At 68.6% G+C, this 18,194-nt stretch carries 10 protein-coding genes; 6 read left to right on the top strand and 4 right to left on the bottom strand.

Features of this window, described 5'->3' with window-relative positions:
* Positions 1-361 precede the first annotated feature (361 nt).
* Complete coding sequence (locus LG278_RS17610) at positions 362-1,393, top strand: hypothetical protein (protein ID WP_404388819.1); 1,032 nt, start codon at positions 362-364, stop codon at positions 1,391-1,393.
* A gap of 476 nt (positions 1,394-1,869) precedes the next feature.
* Here LG278_RS17610 and LG278_RS17605 read toward each other — a convergent pair whose 3' ends face one another.
* A complete protein-coding gene (locus tag LG278_RS17605; protein WP_404388818.1) occupies positions 1,870-4,932 on the bottom strand; it encodes an Eco57I restriction-modification methylase domain-containing protein in 3,063 nt (1,020 codons plus the stop codon).
* A 271-nt stretch (positions 4,933-5,203) separates the two neighbouring features.
* The gene (locus LG278_RS17600) at positions 5,204-6,049 is read right to left on the bottom strand and encodes a nuclease-related domain-containing protein (protein WP_404388817.1); all 846 of its coding nucleotides are present in this window, start codon (positions 6,047-6,049) and stop codon (positions 5,204-5,206) included.
* Between the two features lie 131 nt (positions 6,050-6,180).
* On the opposite strand from LG278_RS17600, the gene LG278_RS17595 reads away from it, so the two are divergent.
* Complete coding sequence (locus tag LG278_RS17595; protein WP_404388815.1) at positions 6,181-6,504, top strand: Lsr2 family protein; 324 nt, start codon at positions 6,181-6,183, stop codon at positions 6,502-6,504.
* Between the two features lie 225 nt (positions 6,505-6,729).
* On the opposite strand, the gene mobF is transcribed toward LG278_RS17595, so the two are convergent.
* Entirely contained in the window at positions 6,730-12,828 is a 6,099-nt protein-coding gene (gene mobF, locus LG278_RS17590) for a MobF family relaxase (RefSeq protein WP_404388814.1), read from the bottom strand.
* A 284-nt stretch (positions 12,829-13,112) separates the two neighbouring features.
* Here mobF and LG278_RS17585 point away from each other — a divergent pair, with 284 nt between their 5' ends.
* Together LG278_RS17585 and LG278_RS17580 are read left to right on the top strand one after the other, a co-directional pair.
* Positions 13,113-13,514 (top strand): hypothetical protein, encoded by a 402-nt coding sequence (locus LG278_RS17585; RefSeq protein WP_404388812.1) that lies wholly within the window; start codon positions 13,113-13,115, stop codon positions 13,512-13,514.
* Positions 13,515-13,581: 67 nt separating this feature from the next.
* Positions 13,582-14,691, top strand: a complete 1,110-nt coding sequence (locus LG278_RS17580) for a DUF4192 family protein (protein WP_404388811.1) — start codon at positions 13,582-13,584, stop codon at positions 14,689-14,691.
* Between the two features lie 231 nt (positions 14,692-14,922).
* Here the strand turns inward: LG278_RS17580 and LG278_RS17575 are convergent, their stop codons facing one another.
* The gene (locus LG278_RS17575; RefSeq protein WP_404388809.1) at positions 14,923-15,678 is read right to left on the bottom strand and encodes a hypothetical protein; all 756 of its coding nucleotides are present in this window, start codon (positions 15,676-15,678) and stop codon (positions 14,923-14,925) included.
* Between the two features lie 303 nt (positions 15,679-15,981).
* On the opposite strand from LG278_RS17575, the gene LG278_RS17570 reads away from it, so the two are divergent.
* Both LG278_RS17570 and LG278_RS17565 read left to right on the top strand, forming a co-directional pair.
* Positions 15,982-16,443: a hypothetical protein gene (locus tag LG278_RS17570; RefSeq protein WP_404388808.1), complete on the top strand. Its 462-nt coding sequence runs from the start codon at positions 15,982-15,984 to the stop codon at positions 16,441-16,443.
* Positions 16,430-17,896 (top strand): hypothetical protein, encoded by a 1,467-nt coding sequence (locus LG278_RS17565; RefSeq protein WP_404388807.1) that lies wholly within the window; start codon positions 16,430-16,432, stop codon positions 17,894-17,896. The genes LG278_RS17570 and LG278_RS17565 overlap by 14 nt, the downstream gene beginning before the upstream one ends.
* Positions 17,897-18,194 lie beyond the last annotated feature (298 nt).

The following is an 18,194-nucleotide window of genomic DNA, read 5'->3' as shown; positions in this document are numbered from 1 at the left end:
GTGGGACCGCTCGGCAATAGCTGACCGCAAGATGCGCGGTCAAACGGTCCGGGTAGCGAGATGCGCCCCGTCGTCGTGCCTCCCTTACGTAGCCGGCATCCCAATAGCCGCCCCGTGGGCAGAGGGGGGCGGTGCGTCCCTTCTCCCAGATAGGGCGTGTCCGGGACCTGCCGCCTACCGCTCGTTAGGGGCACCGAAGCGCGGCGGCCCCTCCGGCCTCGACTGGTCTCGTTCGCGGACCACTCCTCGCCACGACTGGCGCGCTGGGCACCCCAGCGCGCTGGCCGGCCAGCCTTCGGCCGCGCCTTCTCCGCTCAAAGAACCGGGCGCATCCGGCCCGCGGCAATGAGATGATGCCTGAGTGGATGAGCCGCTTGTTCTCGACGCATGGTTCATCCATCCGAAGTTAGCCCTCAGTCTTTTGGACGACGCAGCTGCGCGTGAAGTGGCTTCGAGGTTGCCAGCAGAGAACAACCCAATGTGGCGCTCGTTCCACATGGACCTCATGGAACGTGCGCTCGCCCAGGCGTTTGCGGAACTCAAGCCGGTTTCTCTCGCAGTGGCACATGCCGAGCAAACGCTGGATGCCGGACAACTCGTTTGGGTGGAGCAGCGGTTCTACTTTAAGGGCGTGGGAAAGGCGCTGGACAGCCTAGCAGCAGGTCGTGTGGCGAGGGCCTCCTTCACGGCTCCGCTCGCTACGGACTCCACAGTAAGTGTCACCGGTTCGTATAACGTTCGCCACCTCACGAGCGAAACATCCGCAGGGGAGCTCAGCGGGGCGAAGCGGCAGTTCGTAGTTGGTTATGTGACGGCACTTTCTCCCCAAGAAGTCGACATACGTCCGATTTTGATTGCGAACCGCTGGGGTCGGGGCGTCATATACCGAGGCCTCGGATTCGTGGAAACTGAGCCTCTGCACGTCTGGCCAGGCGCCGTGGACCAGTTTGCCGGCGTGGATTGGGGCATGCGACTAGGCCGGCCCGACTTGGATCGCCTCAGAGATGTGACAGAGGAGCAATTGAAGATCTGGCTCGCGGGCATCATCGGCGAACCAGAGGTGCCGAAGGACTGGGGCGGTGAGCAGTTTGATCTTTGGAGTGACCGCATGACAGTCAATGGCAAACGGCTGCGAGCTGCCTTCCTTCTCAAAGGGCCCGCCAAGTTCCACCCCATGACCATTTCCGACCTCGGAAAGAACGGTGACCAAATATCGCGTCTCGCTCATACTGCTGCGGACCTCCTCGTCGTCCAGCACTGCCACGCGATTACGGCGCCGGTGCAGCACATGCTCCACGCGTTCGCGGCAGACCCCGCAAATCCAAGGCGTTATATGACCATCGACGGCTACAACACCATTCGGATCCTGAAGCACTTCAGACACCTCGGTTGACGCGTCCCGATCAGGAGTGGAGATCTCTGGATGGTGAGACGATTGCCAAGCTCGTCCGCGACCAATGGTTCGGGTCCTCCGGCGAGGTCACCGCCGCGCTCGTGGCGACTCCCGGGCTCGCCCGCCAACGACCTACCGCGCCGTCGAACAGGCCGCAAGTGTGTAGATTGCGGCCACGCCTGCGCCCTATGCCCCGCTGAAGCCGCGCAGCACTGCGAGCAGAACGAGCCGGTTTCCCAGCGCTGCTACGGCTGGGTGCAGCACCACGATTGGGGCTCTGTTGCGCCCAGCACGGCGTGTTCTGTCTCGGTAGCCAGTCGGTCACTGTTGGCCGTGAATTGATAGCGCTCTTCAGAATCCAAGGTGCGCACCTGGTCGGCCCTCGATCGAGGGTGGGGGTGGCGTCTTCCGATGATGGGAGTGCTGACGCTGGCCATGGGCAAGAAGGGCCAGGCACGACTCAGCGGGCGATCACGCTACGTGTTTGTGCCGATCAATTGGTCAACCGCCGACTCGATCTGTCCGTTTAGACCCTTGCGAACGAGTTCCTCATGGATGAGCGTGCGGGCGGTTTGGAAGCCTATGCCCGGCGGCAGAAGCAGAGAGCAAGCCACCGACTCGGCGTCCCCTGCAAGGTCTGCGATCTGTGCGTGCAGGGTGTTGGTCGGATCGAATACAGGGATCGGTACGTAGAAGATGTGCTTGTCGAAGTCGCGAGGACCAAACAGTCCCTTGGTCTGCAGTGGCGTGACGCGGCGCAGTAAGCGGTCGCTATTGAGGATGGCTACCAAGTAGCGCGCCTCTTTGACCCCGCTGACGGCCGCCCAGTAAAGCTTGTGGTCTATCAGGGCACGGGGATCATCCGTGCGGGCCGCAGCCAGCCTGTTCCCTGCCTTGCTGTACAGCACGCGGTTGGTCGCCGCAGGCAGTTGCGCGGACAGTTGCTGGTGGTAGTCGAAGCGCTCCAGGAGAGGCAGTCCTTCGGATGGCTTCCTGCCCATCTCCCAGGCTTTCTCGACTCGGTCCCACCAGCCGCTCAGACCAGCCTCGGCAGCGACCTCAGCGCGGGTGAGGATCCGCGCATCGTTCACAGGGAGAACCGATCGGCGCGCCGGGAGGACCCGGAACGGGACGACTGACTCACCCAGCAACACGTCCCTCACGAACCGCTTCTCAACCGTGCCACTAATCGACGGGTGACTCTTCCATGGGTCCTTCTCTTGTGGAGATCTCGCCGATGAGACGGACACTCGCCCGGCACCCGCCCCCAGTGGGTTGGCGTTCGATTCCTCGGTGACGAAGAGCAAGTAGCGCGGGACCAGAATCGCGCCTTGGCGAAAGGAACTGCGGTACGCCGAGCCCGCAGTACCGGCCGAGCCATCGATCGCAACCACGTGACCACTCGCCGTAGTCACGTTCTTCCGCGCCACTTGCCAGGTCACGTCCGGGTTCCGCAGCTTCCCGGTCCAAGCCTGAACGTCCCCAGGCATGGGCACCGGCTGAGCGCTGAGTCGACCGTGCACGACGCATGAACTCATGGGAAAGCCGGTGGTGACCTTGTCAAGGTCCCACGCCTGGTCGAACGAAGCCGCGAGGACTAGCCCCTTGTGGCCCCATTTCCCGGATCGAAAGTTCGAGTGCGGCTTGCGCGAGAGAGCGCCGTGGGGCATGACGAAGGAGAACGCCCCACCGGGCTTCAGGTACAGCTCCACTGCTCTCACCACGAAGAGCGTGGCGAGGTCGCGCGCGGAGGCGCCCAAACCTCCACTCAGCAGGTTTCTCTGCCTCGCCAAGACCAGGTAGCGGGCTTGCATCGCCGACGTCATCTTCGAGTACCTCAGCCAAGGCGGGTTCCCTACGAGAACATCGACCCGGTTCTTGGGGTCTGCCAACCACAAGGGTCTGATGAGGTTGCGAACGTAGTAGCCCCAGATGTGGTCGCGGCCGCTCGCGTGGAGCCGGCGCATGGTGTCGAAAGTCTCGGTGAGCAGGTCACGCTCACCGTGGTGGATCCCAAACTGCTTCAGGACAGGCGCGATCACATCCCCGCTGGAACGTGGTGACGCGTCGCGCGCCTTGTCCGCCATGGCGTTGACGAGCCGGTCAAATGTCCCAGCGTCTGCGAGCGCCGACTGTGGAAAACGCAGGTCGTCGCCGAAAAGCACGCCACCGCCAGAGACCAGATCGTCGCCAGCTGTACTGATGGTGATCACGTCATTGGCGCTGATGAGATCCGTGTGCTGCTCCCACTGCACCGAATCCCCGAGATAGACCGGTATGGCCAACGGACCTCTGTCAGGTGCGTTCAAGCGATCTCTGCCAATCGCCATGAGATAGGTGACTCGAGCCAGGATCACCGATACCGGGTGCACGTCCATCCCGATTACCGATGACACCACCGAGGCAACTGCCGCGCCGGCGGTAGAGCCGGCAGTCTCGGCAGCCTCCAGGTGCGCGCGCACAGCGTGTAGCAAGAAGGTCCCCGACCCACAAGAGGGCTCGAGCAGGCGCTGGTTGAGTGGGTCTGTGTAGCACTCCGCCACCATGCGGTCCGCCAGCCAGTCAGGCGTGTAGTACTCGCCCAGAGCCTCTCGAACCTTGGCAGGGAGAACGGACGTGTATAGCGCTTTGAGGACGTCGTGTCGCAGAGGGCCGGACCAGTCGAACCGGCCGATACGGCGGGCGAGTTCGGTGATAAACCCAGGTCCACCAGGGACGTCGAGAACCCAATCGAAGAAGTCCTCTTCAACCACGCCGTAGATCTGGGCATCCTGGAATTTAGACCCTCTCGCGATGTCCTGCGGGGTCAACTGGCCGCTCGTGAGGTCGAACCCAACCACCCCGTGAGCAATTGACTCAGCAGTGAGCACCAGAAGGGTGTGGTCGATGAACAACTCGGGTGACTCGCTGAAGGCGGAGCCAAACGCCGTCCGCAGCAACTTCGCCCAGAGGTCACGCTTGACCGCTACTTCCGGGCGGGTGGCACTCGCCTCGTACAGCGCCCTAAGGGTGGCATGGTCGAGCAGGTGCGCTGGTGAATCTGCTCCAAGCCTGTCCCGAATCTCCTTGGGCGACGGCGGAATTTTCTCGTCCGTTGCGAGCACAGACTCCAGCCAGATCACCAGGCCGTCCGGCTCGTCGGGTGAAGCCGTGTACGTGGCCACCTCTCGCAGTTCGTCTGCCACCAAGTGGTTCAGATGCCACGCCACGCCATCCGTGATGACACCGACGTATCGTGCTCCAGTCTGCTGAGACTTCGTCTGTACATAGCCAGCGAGTTGTACACGGGCGTCCGCCAAGATCGAACCTATGCGGAGGTCCTTCTTGACCTCAATGCAACAGTGCCCAAGTTCGATGTCCAGCCGACGCCGCGTCCCGTCCTGTGTGGGCACCTCCAGTCGCGCGACGTCGTCCTGATTGAGCTGAAGAGCCCCCACGGTCAGGAGGGCGTAGATGTCGGCCTGTAACTGGGCTTCCGCTCGCCCCTTGTCTCGGCGAGCGATGCGGGAGACGGTGTCAACGACGATCTTGGTGGCCACATGCAGTGTCTATCAGGTCCCCCCAACGAGCGTTGGTCTGAAGCCACAAGCACTCGGCCCATGTAGTAGCTACGACGTATGGCGACCGGCGCGACGAGGTTCGGAGCTGAGGCAACGGTGATGTGGGGAGCGCCGACCAGCAGCACGAGCCGTACCCCCACCCTGTCTCCAGACGGTAAGAGCGCAGAAGCCGGGGTAACGCATGATGGGCGCTGCCAAGTCCATGGACCGTCCTATGGTCCTTCCGCCGCGTTTCGGCGTGGGCGGTGCTTCAGGCCGGGGGTAGTGCTTCTGCGAGTTGGCGGTGCATCGCGGCGATGGTGTCGCCGGTGTAGGGGCCTCCTGCCTGGAGCTGGGGGTAGAGCTTGCTGGGCCACAACGCCTGAACGCCGCGGGTCGTGAAGGTGCCGCCGATCAGGGGCCAGTCCGCTTCGATGAAACAGAGCACGCCGTGGACCGGGACGTCGATGTCGAGCAGTCCGCGCAACACGTCGACCTGTCTGAGCACTCTGTCGACGAGCTTGGTGCAGTCGCGGGAACCCACAAGTAGCCGTTCGGTGCGGGGCCGGAAGAGGCCGCCCTCGATCTTGAGGTGGGGACGGCCGCGGTACTTCTTGGCGTCGATAACATAGACACCGCTGGCGGTCACGGCCAGGTGGTCGATGTTCGCCCTGCTTTTCGGGATCCGGCGGTCGTGCAGCAGCCGGACGTTGTCTGAGGCGAGGCCGTCCAAGCCCTTGCCGAGTCGTTCTTCCCCGGCGGCGCCGGTGTCCCAGGCGGTCGTTGACTGTCGCTCGCTGGAGAGGGTGAGGATCAGACCGCCGAGTTTCGGGTGCGCAGCCCGGATGCGTTCTTCACGCTTGGCCTTGCGGCGCTCGAACTCGCGACGCGCTGATGCTCCCGCGGTGCCGGACTCAACGACGTCCACAACAGCAGCATCGACCGCTCCCGCATCAGCGGGTTCGATCGGTGAGAGCACGTCGTGACTGACGCAGCGGACCGTCTTCGTCGTCCGTTCATAGATTGCCTCGGCCCGGGCGGGGAGCTGCACACCACAGACCCAGCAGGAGCCGGCGTAGCGCAGGCGCATGCGCTTTTCGTCGGTCCCCCCGTCCACTCGTTCACCGTACGGTGAACGCTCCTCAGAGTTGAGCCGACCGCTGAGAAATTCGCGTGATGTCGCCGCAGAACGACCGTCCTTCAGAGAGGCGGCACTCCACCGGAGCCAGCCGCCCCTACGATCGCGTCATGGCCCAACAAGTGATCACCACTCTGGTCGACGACATTGACGGCACTGAGGCAGCCGAGACAATCACGTTCGCCGTCGATGGCAAGTCCTACGAGATTGACCTGTCGGAGAAGAACGCGAAGGAGCTGCGCAAGACCCTGGGGCACTGGACCGACCGGGCGCGGACCTCAGGGCGGCCCGCACGCACCCGTCAGCGGCTCGCAGCCGCAGGCGACTCGCGTAACGCGGAGATCCGCGCCTGGGCGCACAGCAACGGGCATGACGTGCCCGCGCGTGGACGGATCCCGCAACGGATTGTTGCCGCGTTCGACGCAGCCCACTAAACACGCGAAATGCCTCAGAGCGCACGGGTCGACGATGGTCTGGGCGCTTCGGCTTTCGGTACGCCGATGACCCAGTCACTCACATGTTCCTCCGCAGAGATCTGGAATGGCGAGCGTCAGCGTTTGCAGGTCATCCGGACCTGGCCCGATTACGGAACGTCCGTACGGCGTTAGCCGCTGGCAGTGGTCATCGCTCGGTCCAGGGTGGTCCCCGGGGTTGTGACCTCAGCGCCGGATGGAGCCTCGTCCGTGCGCCGGTCTGTCGCCGCCGGCCGCCTGCTGCATGGCCGCACCGGTCCGGTGGCGGCTCGCAGTCTCGGGCTCGTTGAACGGCACATCGTCGGACGCAGGGTCGTCGGGGAGCCGGACCGCGAGGCGGTGGCGGAGCTCTTGCGCCGGTCGGTCCTGGAGCGGCTCCTCGTCGATGAGCTCCCGGCACAGCGCGGCGACGTCGTGTCCGCCCCGATGCGCGTGGTCGAGCATGCTGGCCAGGGCGGGCCAGTCGCTCTGGGCCGTGAGTCGGGGGTCGAGTTCCCGGGCCAGCCCGCGCCACCGGTCGACCGGCTGCTGTTCCGCGATGTTCTCGAGCCGCGCGCGGACCCCGCGGACGGCGGTCAGCTGCTGCTGGGCGGTGGTCCGCGGGTTGCGGTTCCAGTCCTCGGCGTGGCCGGTGAGGCAGGCGCGGGCGGTCTGAAGTGGGACCCCGAGTCGCTGCGCGACGTGTCGGCTCCCCGCCTCCCACGTGGCGCTGGGTTGGGCGGCGAGGATCTGGCTGGCCTGCTGCAGGGCGGCCTCGCCGGTGAGGTTGTCGAGTCGCTCCTCGACGAGCAGCGACGACAGGGGGCGGGCGCGGTGGAGGGTCTCGAGCAGCGCGCGCTGGCCCCGGCCGGTCAGGACGTCGGCGGGGTCTGACCCGTCGGGGAAGAGGGCCACGGCAGGGGCGAGTCCGTTCGGGGCGAGCATCCAGAAGTCCCGTTCGGCGGCGACCCGGCCGGGCAGGTCGCCGTCAGTGGCCACGACCAGAGGCCGGCCCAGCGCCGCCAGTTGCGCGGTCTGCTGGTTCGTGAGGGAGGTGCCGAGGGTGGCGACGCCGACGAAGGCTCCGCCGCCGGCGAGGGTGACCGCGATGGCGTCCATCGGGCCTTCGACGAGGACGAGGGCTGTGTCGTCGGGCAGGGACCCCGGCGGTATGCCGTAGAGGTGGGCGCCCTTGTGGAACAGGGGCGTGTCGGCGGTGTTGAGGTACTTCGGCACACCAGGGCCACGACCTGCGTCGTCGGTGAGGGCGGGGTGGCGGCGTCCGACGAAGCCGAGGACGTCGCCGTCTTGGGTGATCGGGAGCATGACCCGGTCCCGGAACCGGTCGATCAGTCTGCCGGTGCGGGCAAGGCTGGCGACCCCCGCGGTGAGCATCTCGATGTCGGTAACGCCGGAGCGTCGCAGGGTGGTGACCAGAGAGGTCCAGCCGGCGGGCGCGTACCCCGGCGCGAACGCAGTCAGGGAGCCACCAGGTCCACGCGGTCCAGGGGGCGATTCGCTTACGGCACCGAACCGTTCGCGCAGGTACTGCTCGGCCCAGCTGCCAGGGAGCTGGTCGCGGAAGTAGGTCTGCGTGAGCTGGTTGATCGCGAGCATCCGCTCGCGACTGACCGGGCTGTCGTCCCACAGCGCGGCACGGGCGACCATGACCTCCACGTCATCGTCGGCGGGGTCCAGGGCTCCCATCGTCTCGCGGACCATGGCGGCGAGCTGCAGCCGCGCTTCAACCGCGGCACCGGCCTCGGCGGCGATATCGACGGGAGCCGCTGCTCCGTTGGCGTCAGCCTTGGCGCCTATGTCATGGTGCTCCGTGCCCAAGTCGCTGCCCGCGTTGGGGAGTTCGTGCCATTGCTCCGGGGTGGGTGCCTCACTCAGAGGGTCGACGCCGCAGTCGATGTCCATTGGGGGCAGCTCGTCCTCGTGCGCCGGGTGGTCGTCCACGTCCTCCAGCGGCGGGGGAGGGTCGGTGAGGACGGTGATCCGCCACACCATGGCCTGGCAGTCGTCGAGGTCACCGGATGTGGGAGCTGCCTGGTCGTATGCGGCGCGGTTGTGACTGGGGTTGGTGTCGAGCAGGTCCTGCAGGGCCCAGCCGCGTTGCAGGGCGTGGTCGATGCTGGTGACCAGGGCAGGCCACCACGGGCTGGCCTGCAGCTCCTGGGCGCGGGCGGGGCCGTAGGTGGCGGTCAGGTGCGGCACCCACGACGTTGTGAGCGCGTCGTGGCTGTAACGGCGCGCGTGGTCCAGGTCCGCGGCGACAGCCGGCGAGAGGTGGCGGCTCAGGCGCCACCAGAGCGCGGCGGCGGGGTGGTCATCGGGGAGCGGCGCGACGACCGAGGCACGCCGGAGTAGGCCGAGTGCGTCGAGCCCGGCGCGGGAGATGGCGGCGAGCCGTTCGGCCAAGGTCGGGGTGAAGTCGTCACGGCGGATTCCGGGGGCGGCGGCGTGCAGGAGCTCTTGCCATTCCTGAAGGGCGGGGGAGCGGCTGCCCTGAAGTTGCGAAGCGAGCTTGCGCTGCCAGAGGGCTGCCGCCTTCTGCAGCTGTGGGGGCCCGGTGGGCCGCCTGTCGGTGTCGGGAACCTGCGTGGCGGCCCGCCAGATCTGCACGTCGGCGAGGACGGCGGGGTCGAGGCGGGCGGCGGTGTGGGTGACCCAGGCGGGCGTCCGTGTGTGGGCTGCGTCCTTGACCTGAGCGGCGAGGGTGCTGACGAGTTCCGCTCTGCGGGTGAGGTATTCGCCCCACGTCGGGTGCTTCGCCAGGGCCGGCGGGATGCCGGGAAGCCACGGCAGCGGGCCGGTGCTGGGTGTGTCACTGCCAGCGTGGCGCGGGTAGGTGGTTGGCAGGCTGGGGTCGTCGAGGCGCCAGTCGATGACGGCTGCGGGGTCGGCTGCGGTGTCGAGCTCCCGGGTGAAGGCGGCGGTGCGCAGCGCGGCTGTGGGGTCGAGGTCGTGGGCGGCGAGCAGCATCAGGTGCGCGCGCAGGGTGGGCCAGGCAGGCTGTTCGGTCAGTCCGGGGACAGCTTGGTCGGCGTCCTGTTCGAGGGCGTGGATGCGGTCGGGACCGAGGAGATCTTCGGTGGCGTAGTGGACGGCGTCGGTGTAGCGGGCGGTCGCTTGGCCGAGGAGCCTGGCGGGGTCGGCGGCGTCGCGGAGCTGCGTGGTCGCGGAACTGGGTGAGTGGTCCCGGGCCAGGATCGTCTCGAGGATGTCGGTGGCGGTCGGTGGGGTGAGGGTGTCGGGGTGGATCGCGGTGTGCGGGTCGCCGTCGCCGACGACCTGGACGTAGACGTGGTTGGCGACGCGGCCGCGGGTGAGCATCGTGTAGAGCTGCTGGCGTGACTCCTGCCCGGTGGCGAGGCCGTGCATGGTGTCCGCGGAGACGCCTTGGGCGGCGTGGACGGTGGTGGCATAGCCCAGCTCCGTGGACGCGGTCACGTAGCCGGCGGGGAGGGTGATGGTGTGTCGGTTCCTCACGTGTTGGACTCGTAGCCGGCCGTCGTCGCCGACGTCGAGGATGGTCCAGCGGTCGCCGTTCTTGACCCAGTCCGTCGGGGTCACCCTGAGTCGGCGGTCGTTGGAGCGGGTGATCACGAGGTCCCCGACCGAGGCGGCGTTCCCGCCCGCCAGAGTGACCTCCGTCCCTCGATCGTGGCCTGGCGGCTGACTGTCGATTCGGTGGGCGCGGGCGCGCTGGTTGAGCTGGGCGACGAGCTCGCGGGTGGGGGCGAGCATGATCGCGTCCAGGCCGGTGGCGGTGTCGGTTTGCCAGGCGGTGAAGACGTCCTCGGTGGTGGTGGCGGGGTCGCCGACGTGGACGCGGTGGCGGTCGAGGTAGAACCCGAGCGCCTCGGGTGCGCCGTCGCGGAGGGCGAGGGTGGCGGCGGCTTCGGCGGGGTCGGTGAAGCGCATCAGCTCGGTCAGCCGCAGCGCGCCGTGGTGGTGGGCGATGTCGCGCAGGACGCCACCGGCGCCGATCGCGGCGAGCTGCTGGTCGTCGCCGATGAGGCGGACCGATCCGCCGCGGGCGGTGACGAACTGGACGACGGTGTCGAGGGTGAGGGTGTCGGCCATGCCGGCCTCGTCGATGAGCACGAGGCCGGCGGCGTCGATGTGGGCGGCCCAGTCGGGCAGGTCGCTGTGGTCGATGGACCAGGTGAGCTTGGCGAGGGTGTCGGTGACCGCCGGCCCCGGGTGAACTGGACCGACCCTTCCGTGGGTGCCGATGGTGCGGACGGCGGCGGCTTCGGATGACGCCGGTGTTACTGAGGTGGGGGTGCTGATCTGATCGCGGAGGACGGCGGCTGCGGCCGCTGACGGGGCGAGGCCGATGACGTGGCCGCCGCCGTTGGCCCAGGCGGTGGCCAGAGCCCGTAGGGCGGTCGTCTTCCCCGCTCCGGCGGGTGCGATCGCCAGCTGCAGCCGCGCCCCGGAGGTCGCCATCCCGCGCACCAGCGCGGCCTGCCCGGCGTTGAGGGTGACCCCGTTCGCGGCCGACTCGAGCAACGCCAAGTCGACCGCTGGGGTGTCGACGGTGGCCCCGTCGAGGCGCCCGGCAGCATCGAGGAGGCGCTGCTCGGCCGACAGGACAACGGCCGAGCTGTACTGGTCCGCGCCGTGCACCGTGTAGACGCTGGAGTCATCCCGGCGCCGCAGCTGCGCCGGCTCGCGGATCCCGTCCCCCTGGTCGGTGAGACGTACCGACCGGCGCTCGAGGACGTCGTCGACGATCAGCCCCACCACGGCGTCCACGTCCCTGACAGCGAGGTCAGCGGGGTCGGTGGATCTCACCCGACGCTGCGCCTCGGCCCGGACGTGCCACACCTGCCACGTGCTTCGGCTCGCCTCCAACGAGGCGACGATCGAGGCGGCCGTCGCGTCCATCCACGCGGCGTCGACCCGGCTACCAGATGGCTGCGACGCCGCTTTTGGCGCAGTGGCCGCCCGGGTCATCGCCGTCAGGGCGGGCTCGTCGCCGAGGACCTCGATCGCCTGCTGGCGCCACGCGGCGCGCTGCTCAGCCAGGGTCCGCGGGTCCTTCTTCGCCTGCCGGGTTTCCAGGGTGGCCTGCTGCGCGAGCTGGATCGACTCCACCGCTGTGGGGGGCCGCCCATGGTCGCGCTGGAAGGCTTGGGCGAGGTCGCCGCGGCGGGCCACGACGGCCGCCCGCCGCGCCGACCACCGCTCGTTCAGTCGGGGGTCGACCCCGACCACCTCCCCGACCGCACGCTTCCGGGAATCGTCGACATCAGGCTTCTGACGTGAGCTGTGTAGCTCAGTGTCACGCTCGTGGAAGCGGAGCCCCAGGCCGGCGTGGAGGTGTTTCTCGAGGGCGGTGTTGTAGGTCTCGGAGGCGGACACGTTGGCCTTGAACAGCACCCGCCCGTCGATGCTGAGCCAGCGCCCGTCAAGGGTCTGCACCTTGTTCGCGACGGCGACATGGGTGTGCAGGTCAGGGTCCCCGGCGCGGGAGTCACGGTGCGTGAACGCGGTCGCCACCAACCCCCGGACCTCGACCTGACGGACCCCGTTGGTGCCGGTCCTGGTGAACAAGGCGTGCTCCTCCAGGAACCGCAGCGCGTCCCCGACGGCCGCCAGGTGGGCCCGTTCGATCGCGGCGGCGGTCGCCGGATCGGCCACCGCCCAAAGGGCGCTCACGCTCTTGACCGGTGAGAAGGTCAGGTCGTAGCCCGCGACCGCGGTCGTCCGGGGACGGGAGTGTCTCGCGATCGTCGCGGCGATCTCCCGGACGCCGTCCGACCCAGAGGCGGGGTCCCGGCCGTGCTCGGCACGGAAGAAATCGGTCGCCACCTCGGTCCGGATCCGGGCCCGCTCCTCCAGCGGAACGACGGCGTCCGAGCCGTCACCGAGGTCGTCACCGAGGCCGGCCCCCAGCTCCGTGGCGAGCTCGTGGATCCGGCGGGCCACCCCGATCCGGAACGCGCTGACATCACCCGAGTACACCTTGTACGGCAGACCGAGCCGGGTCACCGCCTGGTAGTCACTCTGGGTCAGGTCCGGCCCGGCGAGCCGGTCCAGTCGCTGTTGCGCGAGGGGGTGGTGGCCGGAGCCGAAGATCGCCTGCATCTGCTCTTGCGTGACGACGTCGCCGACGTCGAGGCCGTCGATGCCGGCCATCCCGGAGCCCACCCAGACCCCGGGGGTCTCACCCTTCTGGGCGTAGTAGCTGGCCAGGCCGGTGTGGCCCTTGTCCGTGGCGTCCTGCGCCGCGACCTGACGGGTGAGGTAGTCGTACCCGCTCCCGGCCGTGAGCTTGTGGATGGACATCGTCACACCGACCAAAGCCCACCCGGCGCCCCTGGCGATCAGGTGGTTGAAACTGAAATGACCGGGAATGCATGAGGTGTGTGTGACATGGGGTTTGCGGTTTCGGTGGGGGTACGCCTGGCACGGCGGCGTCGATCGCGCCGGTCTTCGGACGGTGTACCGGCGAGCCGCTCGCGACGGCACTTCGTCGTCGGTGATGTCTCGGATGGCAAGGAGTGATCGCTGACAGGCGATCACCGGTCTTACGTCGATGACAGGAGCCGTGCGCGTCGAAAGGCCTGATCATGAGTGAACCCACCGGGCGACAAGAGCGGCCGTCGGTGCGTCAAGCAGCTCGCCGCGCCGCGCTCGACGCGCAGGCGAAGCTGCGCGCTGAGCGGCAGGAGCGGGACAAGCGGCTAGCTGCCATTGCGACAGAGGTTCTCGTCGCGCTGGGGGAGCGAGACGCCGCCGTCGCCCGATGCGAGCAGCAAGCCGGCGCGGCGCTGCGCCACCTGCTCGACGATGAGCACCTCACGCCAGCCGAGGTGCCGCAGTGGTGCGGCCCCAGCATGACCATGCGGGAGATCGCGAGGCTCCGCCGGCTCGGCGGCGACCAGCCGCGAACTGACCGGAACCTCGCGCGGAAACAGGTGGGCGACCCAGCGCGAGAGCGTTCCTCAGGTCTGGACCGCCCTCAGCCGTGACCGAGAGCTGACGACACAGCATCCGAGGGCCAGGTGATCGCCGAGCAGGCGGGCGTGGCTTTGGTAGGTGAGCGTGCCGTTCGACGCGAAGGAGAGCATCGTGAGCCAGGAGAACCTCGTGCTGCACAGCATGAGCGAAGTGGTTGCCGCGGTCCCGCACTTCCTCGGCGTACACCCGCAGGACTCGCTCGTGGTCGTCCCCGAGGTGACCGGCGACGCCCCGGTGGCGAGGGTGAACATGCCGCACGGCGCGCCGCAGACGGCGGCGGTCGCTCGAGGGCTCGCACGGGCGTATGCCGGCGCGGGCGTCGGTGTCGTCCTGCTCGCGTACACCGAGCACCCGGATGTGGCACGCAGGGTGTGCGACACGGTCCGGGAGCGGCTGGAGTCGGCGATCCCCGTGATCGGTGCGGTGATGGTTGACGGCGACGGCTGGGTGCGTCTGGACGGACCGAACCGGGGGGAGGTGACCCAGAGCGACCGGGACCTGATGACGGCAGAGTTCCTCCTGCTGGACCGTCCGATGCCGTACGCGACGCCGGGGCAGCTGCGGCAGGCATACGCTCCCGGCCGGCCCGTCGCGGACGAGCTGATCGCTCCAGCAGCGGAGCGTGCCGCAGCGGCTGCGCGCGGCGGCCCCGAAGGCGAGGTCGAGCGGCAGTGGATCACCGCCATTCTGGGCCGCGCGGCAGCGGGAGGCACCGTCCTGCCGGAAGCTTATGCGGCGCGCCTGATCGCCGACGTCCAGCACATCCCGCTTCGCGATCAGGCCTGGGCGTCGATGGAGCGCTCGACGGCACCTCGCCATGCCGAGCTGTGGCGCGACCTGCTGACCCGCTGCCCCGATAGCCCCGCGTCACCCGAGCCATCATCGTCACCAGGGTCAGCCGTGGCTGCGGTGGCGTCGTTGGCGGCGTTTGCGCACTGGCTCGACGGCGACGCCGTCAAGGCGCGCGTCGCCTTGGACCGCGTTCCAGCGGGGACCGCGTACCAGATGGCACGACTGATCAACCTCGCTCTGGAGCTCGGGATGGACCCCCGCACCTGGAGCGCGTCGGACGACGTGGCCGGACCCCACCCCGACCCGTCCCCATCGCCCAAGTCCGGGCTGAGCCGCGCGATCCGCGAGTCGCCGAAGCCCCCACCGGGGCCCGGCCCTGCTGGACCACATCGGTGAGACGCGGCGAGCCCGTCACCAGCCGGGCCGGTGACATGCACCGGACGCCACGGCCGCGCCGGTGGACCCGGCATCATGCATGAACTCCTGATCACGGCGACCAAGGCCAGCGAGGGCTCCGCCCTCCGGGTGAGTGTCACTGACACGATCACCCGTTGCCCCGCGCAGTCGCGTGTTGGGGGCCAATGGCCGGCCTCCCAGACCGCACGGTGCTGATCGTCGAGTCGCTGGTCAGTGTCGCGTCGACCTGACCGGTGGACTCGCCGGCTCCGTGGAGGCGTGGGCGAGCTCGAGAGAGTGGACCCGTTCGAAGGTGGCAGCCGTGCGTGACTGCCACAGCAGGAAATCAGCCAACGCTGGCGCCAAACCGGCGCCGGCGACGTGCTCGTCGCCCATGGCCCGAAGCCGCGCGGCCCACGAGTCCTCCGAGCGGGGGACGAGGTAGCTCAATCCGACGACAGCCCCACTCAACGCGCCTCCCACGGCAGCCTCGGGTTGGCCAGCACTGACGCCTTGGCCGAGGGCGACCAGCCCCACGACGAAGCGGGCCCGCCACATCAGGGCCACCAGCGGCAGGCGCTCGCCCGTGGCACCCACCGCGCGCGCGAGGCCGCGCAGGAACCGCCACGGCGTCGTCCACAGCCGTATCCCCAGCTCGGAACGGACGGCGCCGACCTGGACGAGTGCCGCCGCGTGGGCGATCACGGCGGCCGCTTGATCCGACGTGAGCCGGCCCTGACGGACATGCGACACAAGCTCGGCGGAGACGAGGACGGAGCAGCGGCCGGCGCCTCTCGCGGACACCGCCTGCACCCCGGGCCGTAGGTACAGGCGGACCAGCGGAGGCCCCAGGCCGCGCTGGCAGAGCAGCACGAGCGCGGGAGCCAGCGCTGCCGCCTCGGCGGGCGTCAACGCCCGAGCGCCGAAGAGCGCACGTACTGCGGTGGTTTCGCCCGCGCCGGCGAGCAGGCCGACCGTCGCGGTCACGACGCCGATCCAGACGACCCAGGGGAGGGGGCCCGGCAGAACCGAAACCAGGGCGGCTGTCACAACGGTGCTGACAGCAACGCCCGGCGCGTGGGCCAGCGCTCTGCACGCCCGTGCTCGCATCACACGCACCCCCCTCCCAGACGAGCGACCCAACCCCGGACAACCTCTTCCCAGCTGATCGTCAGCGCTCGGCTCCGGGCTTTGGTCCGTGAGACCAGTGTCGGTCCCGACACCGACACCCGCCGGTTATCCACAGGCCGCGCCGAGGTGGGTCCGCCGCCGCGGCCACCGTTTGCGTGGATGAAGACAGGCAACACATCCGAGGAAGACGTGGGAGGCGCCATGACATCAAGAGGACCCGCCGAGGCATCGGTGACATCGGAGATGACCGTGACCAGAACCGACGGTGCGGCCGTGATGGCTGCGGCCGTCCTTCTCTTGGAGGCTGCAGCCGATCGCTCCCTGAGCCTCCTGGCTGCAGGCCCGGCGTCCGGTCTCGAGGATTCCTTCGCCCTGTCGGATCTCGGCTTGGGCGCCCGCCTCGCCGCGGGCCATGCCCGAAGCCTGCTGCCAGCTGACGTCGGGCTCGACGACGTCCCGCTCGCCGGGTCGTGCTCGCGCCAAGACGACCCGATCGAGCTGGTGCAGGCGGCGGAAGCCCTGACCCGAACGGTCCCGATCGAGGCGCTGCCCGCAGGCAGCAGCCGGCTCGTCGTCGCGCTCTGCGACCTCCTTCGAGAGCACGCTGATGCGCGCCCGTGATGGCCGCAGCGTCGGGGAGCTGCTGCTGGACTGCGACCTCAAGGTGCGGGAGGTGCTGATGGACACCCCGCTCATGGACGGGCGGGTCATGGTCCGAACGTGGGGTGAGGTCGTCGAGGCGGCCGGTGACCTGTGGCGTGCGTTGCCCGACCCATCCGCCGGCACAGCCGGATCGGCGCGTCGGGATGCGGGTGCAGCCCTCATGGCGCAGCTCGAGGCCATGAACGGCAGCCTGCTGAAGGCCGCCCGGAAGCGCCAATGGCCCGGGACCGGCCCGGCGGACGAGCGGTTACTCCAGGTGTGCGAGAACCTGACGCTCGCCGCCGAGCTGCTGCCGCGTCGGCGCACCGACATCCGCCCGATGCGAAAGCAGGTCCGAGCGGACCTCGAGGCGGCCACAGCACGGTTGATGCACGTCCTCTACGTCGGCGCCCACGGCGTGCAGGTCGCCTTGAACCGCGACCTGCGTCTCCTTGCCGTCATGCCCGCGGCGAGACGCGCCACCCTGCCGGCCGAGTCGATGAAACGCACCGTGGAGGCGCGCGACCGGATGGCGTGTTTCGAGCAGCTCGTCGCGTCCTACGTCTCAGCCACCTTCCCTGCAGCGCTTCACGGCGAACACAAGCCGCTGCCCGAGCCCGACCGACTGCGCCAAGCGCTGGCCACCTGGGACATCCAGGCCCACCGCGCCCTGGCAAGAACCACCACAGCCGCAACGATCATGCTCGTCGCGCAGACCCAAGCCCACACCGCCTACGCCACCCAGACACTGCTGCGCGCCGCATCCGAAACTCGCGCGATCGAACCCCGCCAATATCGCGATCGCCTCGCGCCCGCGCTCGAGGCAGCGCAGGCAAGCTGGGTCGCCCTCGCGACGACCTGGGCGCAGCTGGCACCCGCTCGGGGGCGCCGCCTGAGACCCGACCTTGTCGTGGCGGCCAACGAGATCCGTGCCGCGTTGCTCGAGCTCACCCACGACCACACCGGCCCAGCGACCGTCGAGACCCTCGCCGCCACCGTTGACCTCAAACACGCCGCCCAAACACTGCAGTTGGGACTCGCGACCTCCACCGACCTCGCCTACGCACTCCGAGAGGCCACGACCAACCCGGACCTGCTCGCGTCGGCCCGCGAAGTCAACGCCATCGCCATGGCGCTCGAGGCGCTGGGCCCTCACGGCAACGTCAGCCCTGAAGCGTGGGTGCGCCTAGCAGACCACGCCCACGACCGGCCCGTCGCGCTCCCCGACACGATCCGTGATTCACTCACGCGAGCAGCCGAACACACCGCATACGCGACCACTACAGCGGCAGGTGCCGCCGCCGCCCTGAGCGCGCCCGACCGCGACCAAGCCGCGAACCCACATCATGCAGAGCTGGATTCGCCTGTGCATCGCGGCCGGCAGCCTCCCGGCCTCCCGGCGCCCTCGCCGAGCAGCGTCCGCTTGCGGTGATCGCGTCCAGACCATGCCCGCGGCACTGCGCTCTGTCGATTCACGGTGACTGACATCGTCAGCTCCGCCCGAAGGCCCTCAAACGAGATTGGTCCAAGTCAGCTCCCTTGAGTCGCGCAGATCCAGATCTGCGCCTCACTACCCAGCGATCGCCTGTGGTGCCCGTCGTTGATGGCCACGTGGTGTCCGTCTCGAGCAAGCACTGCAGTGCCAGCCACCTTTGTCCCGACGCCAAATGTTCGGAGGTGACGTACGCATCGTCGCGTCGGCGACAAGCGAGGGGTAACCCGAGCGCCGT

This window comes from Humibacillus xanthopallidus (genome assembly GCF_044793955.1).
In the GTDB taxonomy this organism is placed as follows: domain Bacteria; phylum Actinomycetota; class Actinomycetes; order Actinomycetales; family Dermatophilaceae; genus Humibacillus; species Humibacillus xanthopallidus_C.
Note: the sequence above shows the minus strand (reverse complement) of the source record. Positions and strands in the feature narration are given on the sequence as shown.

What these genes read in the sequence shown, in the direction of transcription:
- LG278_RS17565 (WP_404388807.1), top strand. Translation starts at nt 16,430, where the DNA reads ATGCGCGCCCGTGATGGCCGCAGCGTCGGGGAGCTGCTGCTGGACTGC.
- LG278_RS17570 (WP_404388808.1), top strand. Translation starts at nt 15,982, where the DNA reads ATGAAGACAGGCAACACATCCGAGGAAGACGTGGGAGGCGCCATGACA.
- LG278_RS17595 (WP_404388815.1), top strand. Translation starts at nt 6,181, where the DNA reads ATGGCCCAACAAGTGATCACCACTCTGGTCGACGACATTGACGGCACT.
- LG278_RS17585 (WP_404388812.1), top strand. Translation starts at nt 13,113, where the DNA reads ATGAGTGAACCCACCGGGCGACAAGAGCGGCCGTCGGTGCGTCAAGCA.
- mobF (WP_404388814.1), bottom strand. Translation starts at nt 12,828, where the DNA reads ATGTCCATCCACAAGCTCACGGCCGGGAGCGGGTACGACTACCTCACC.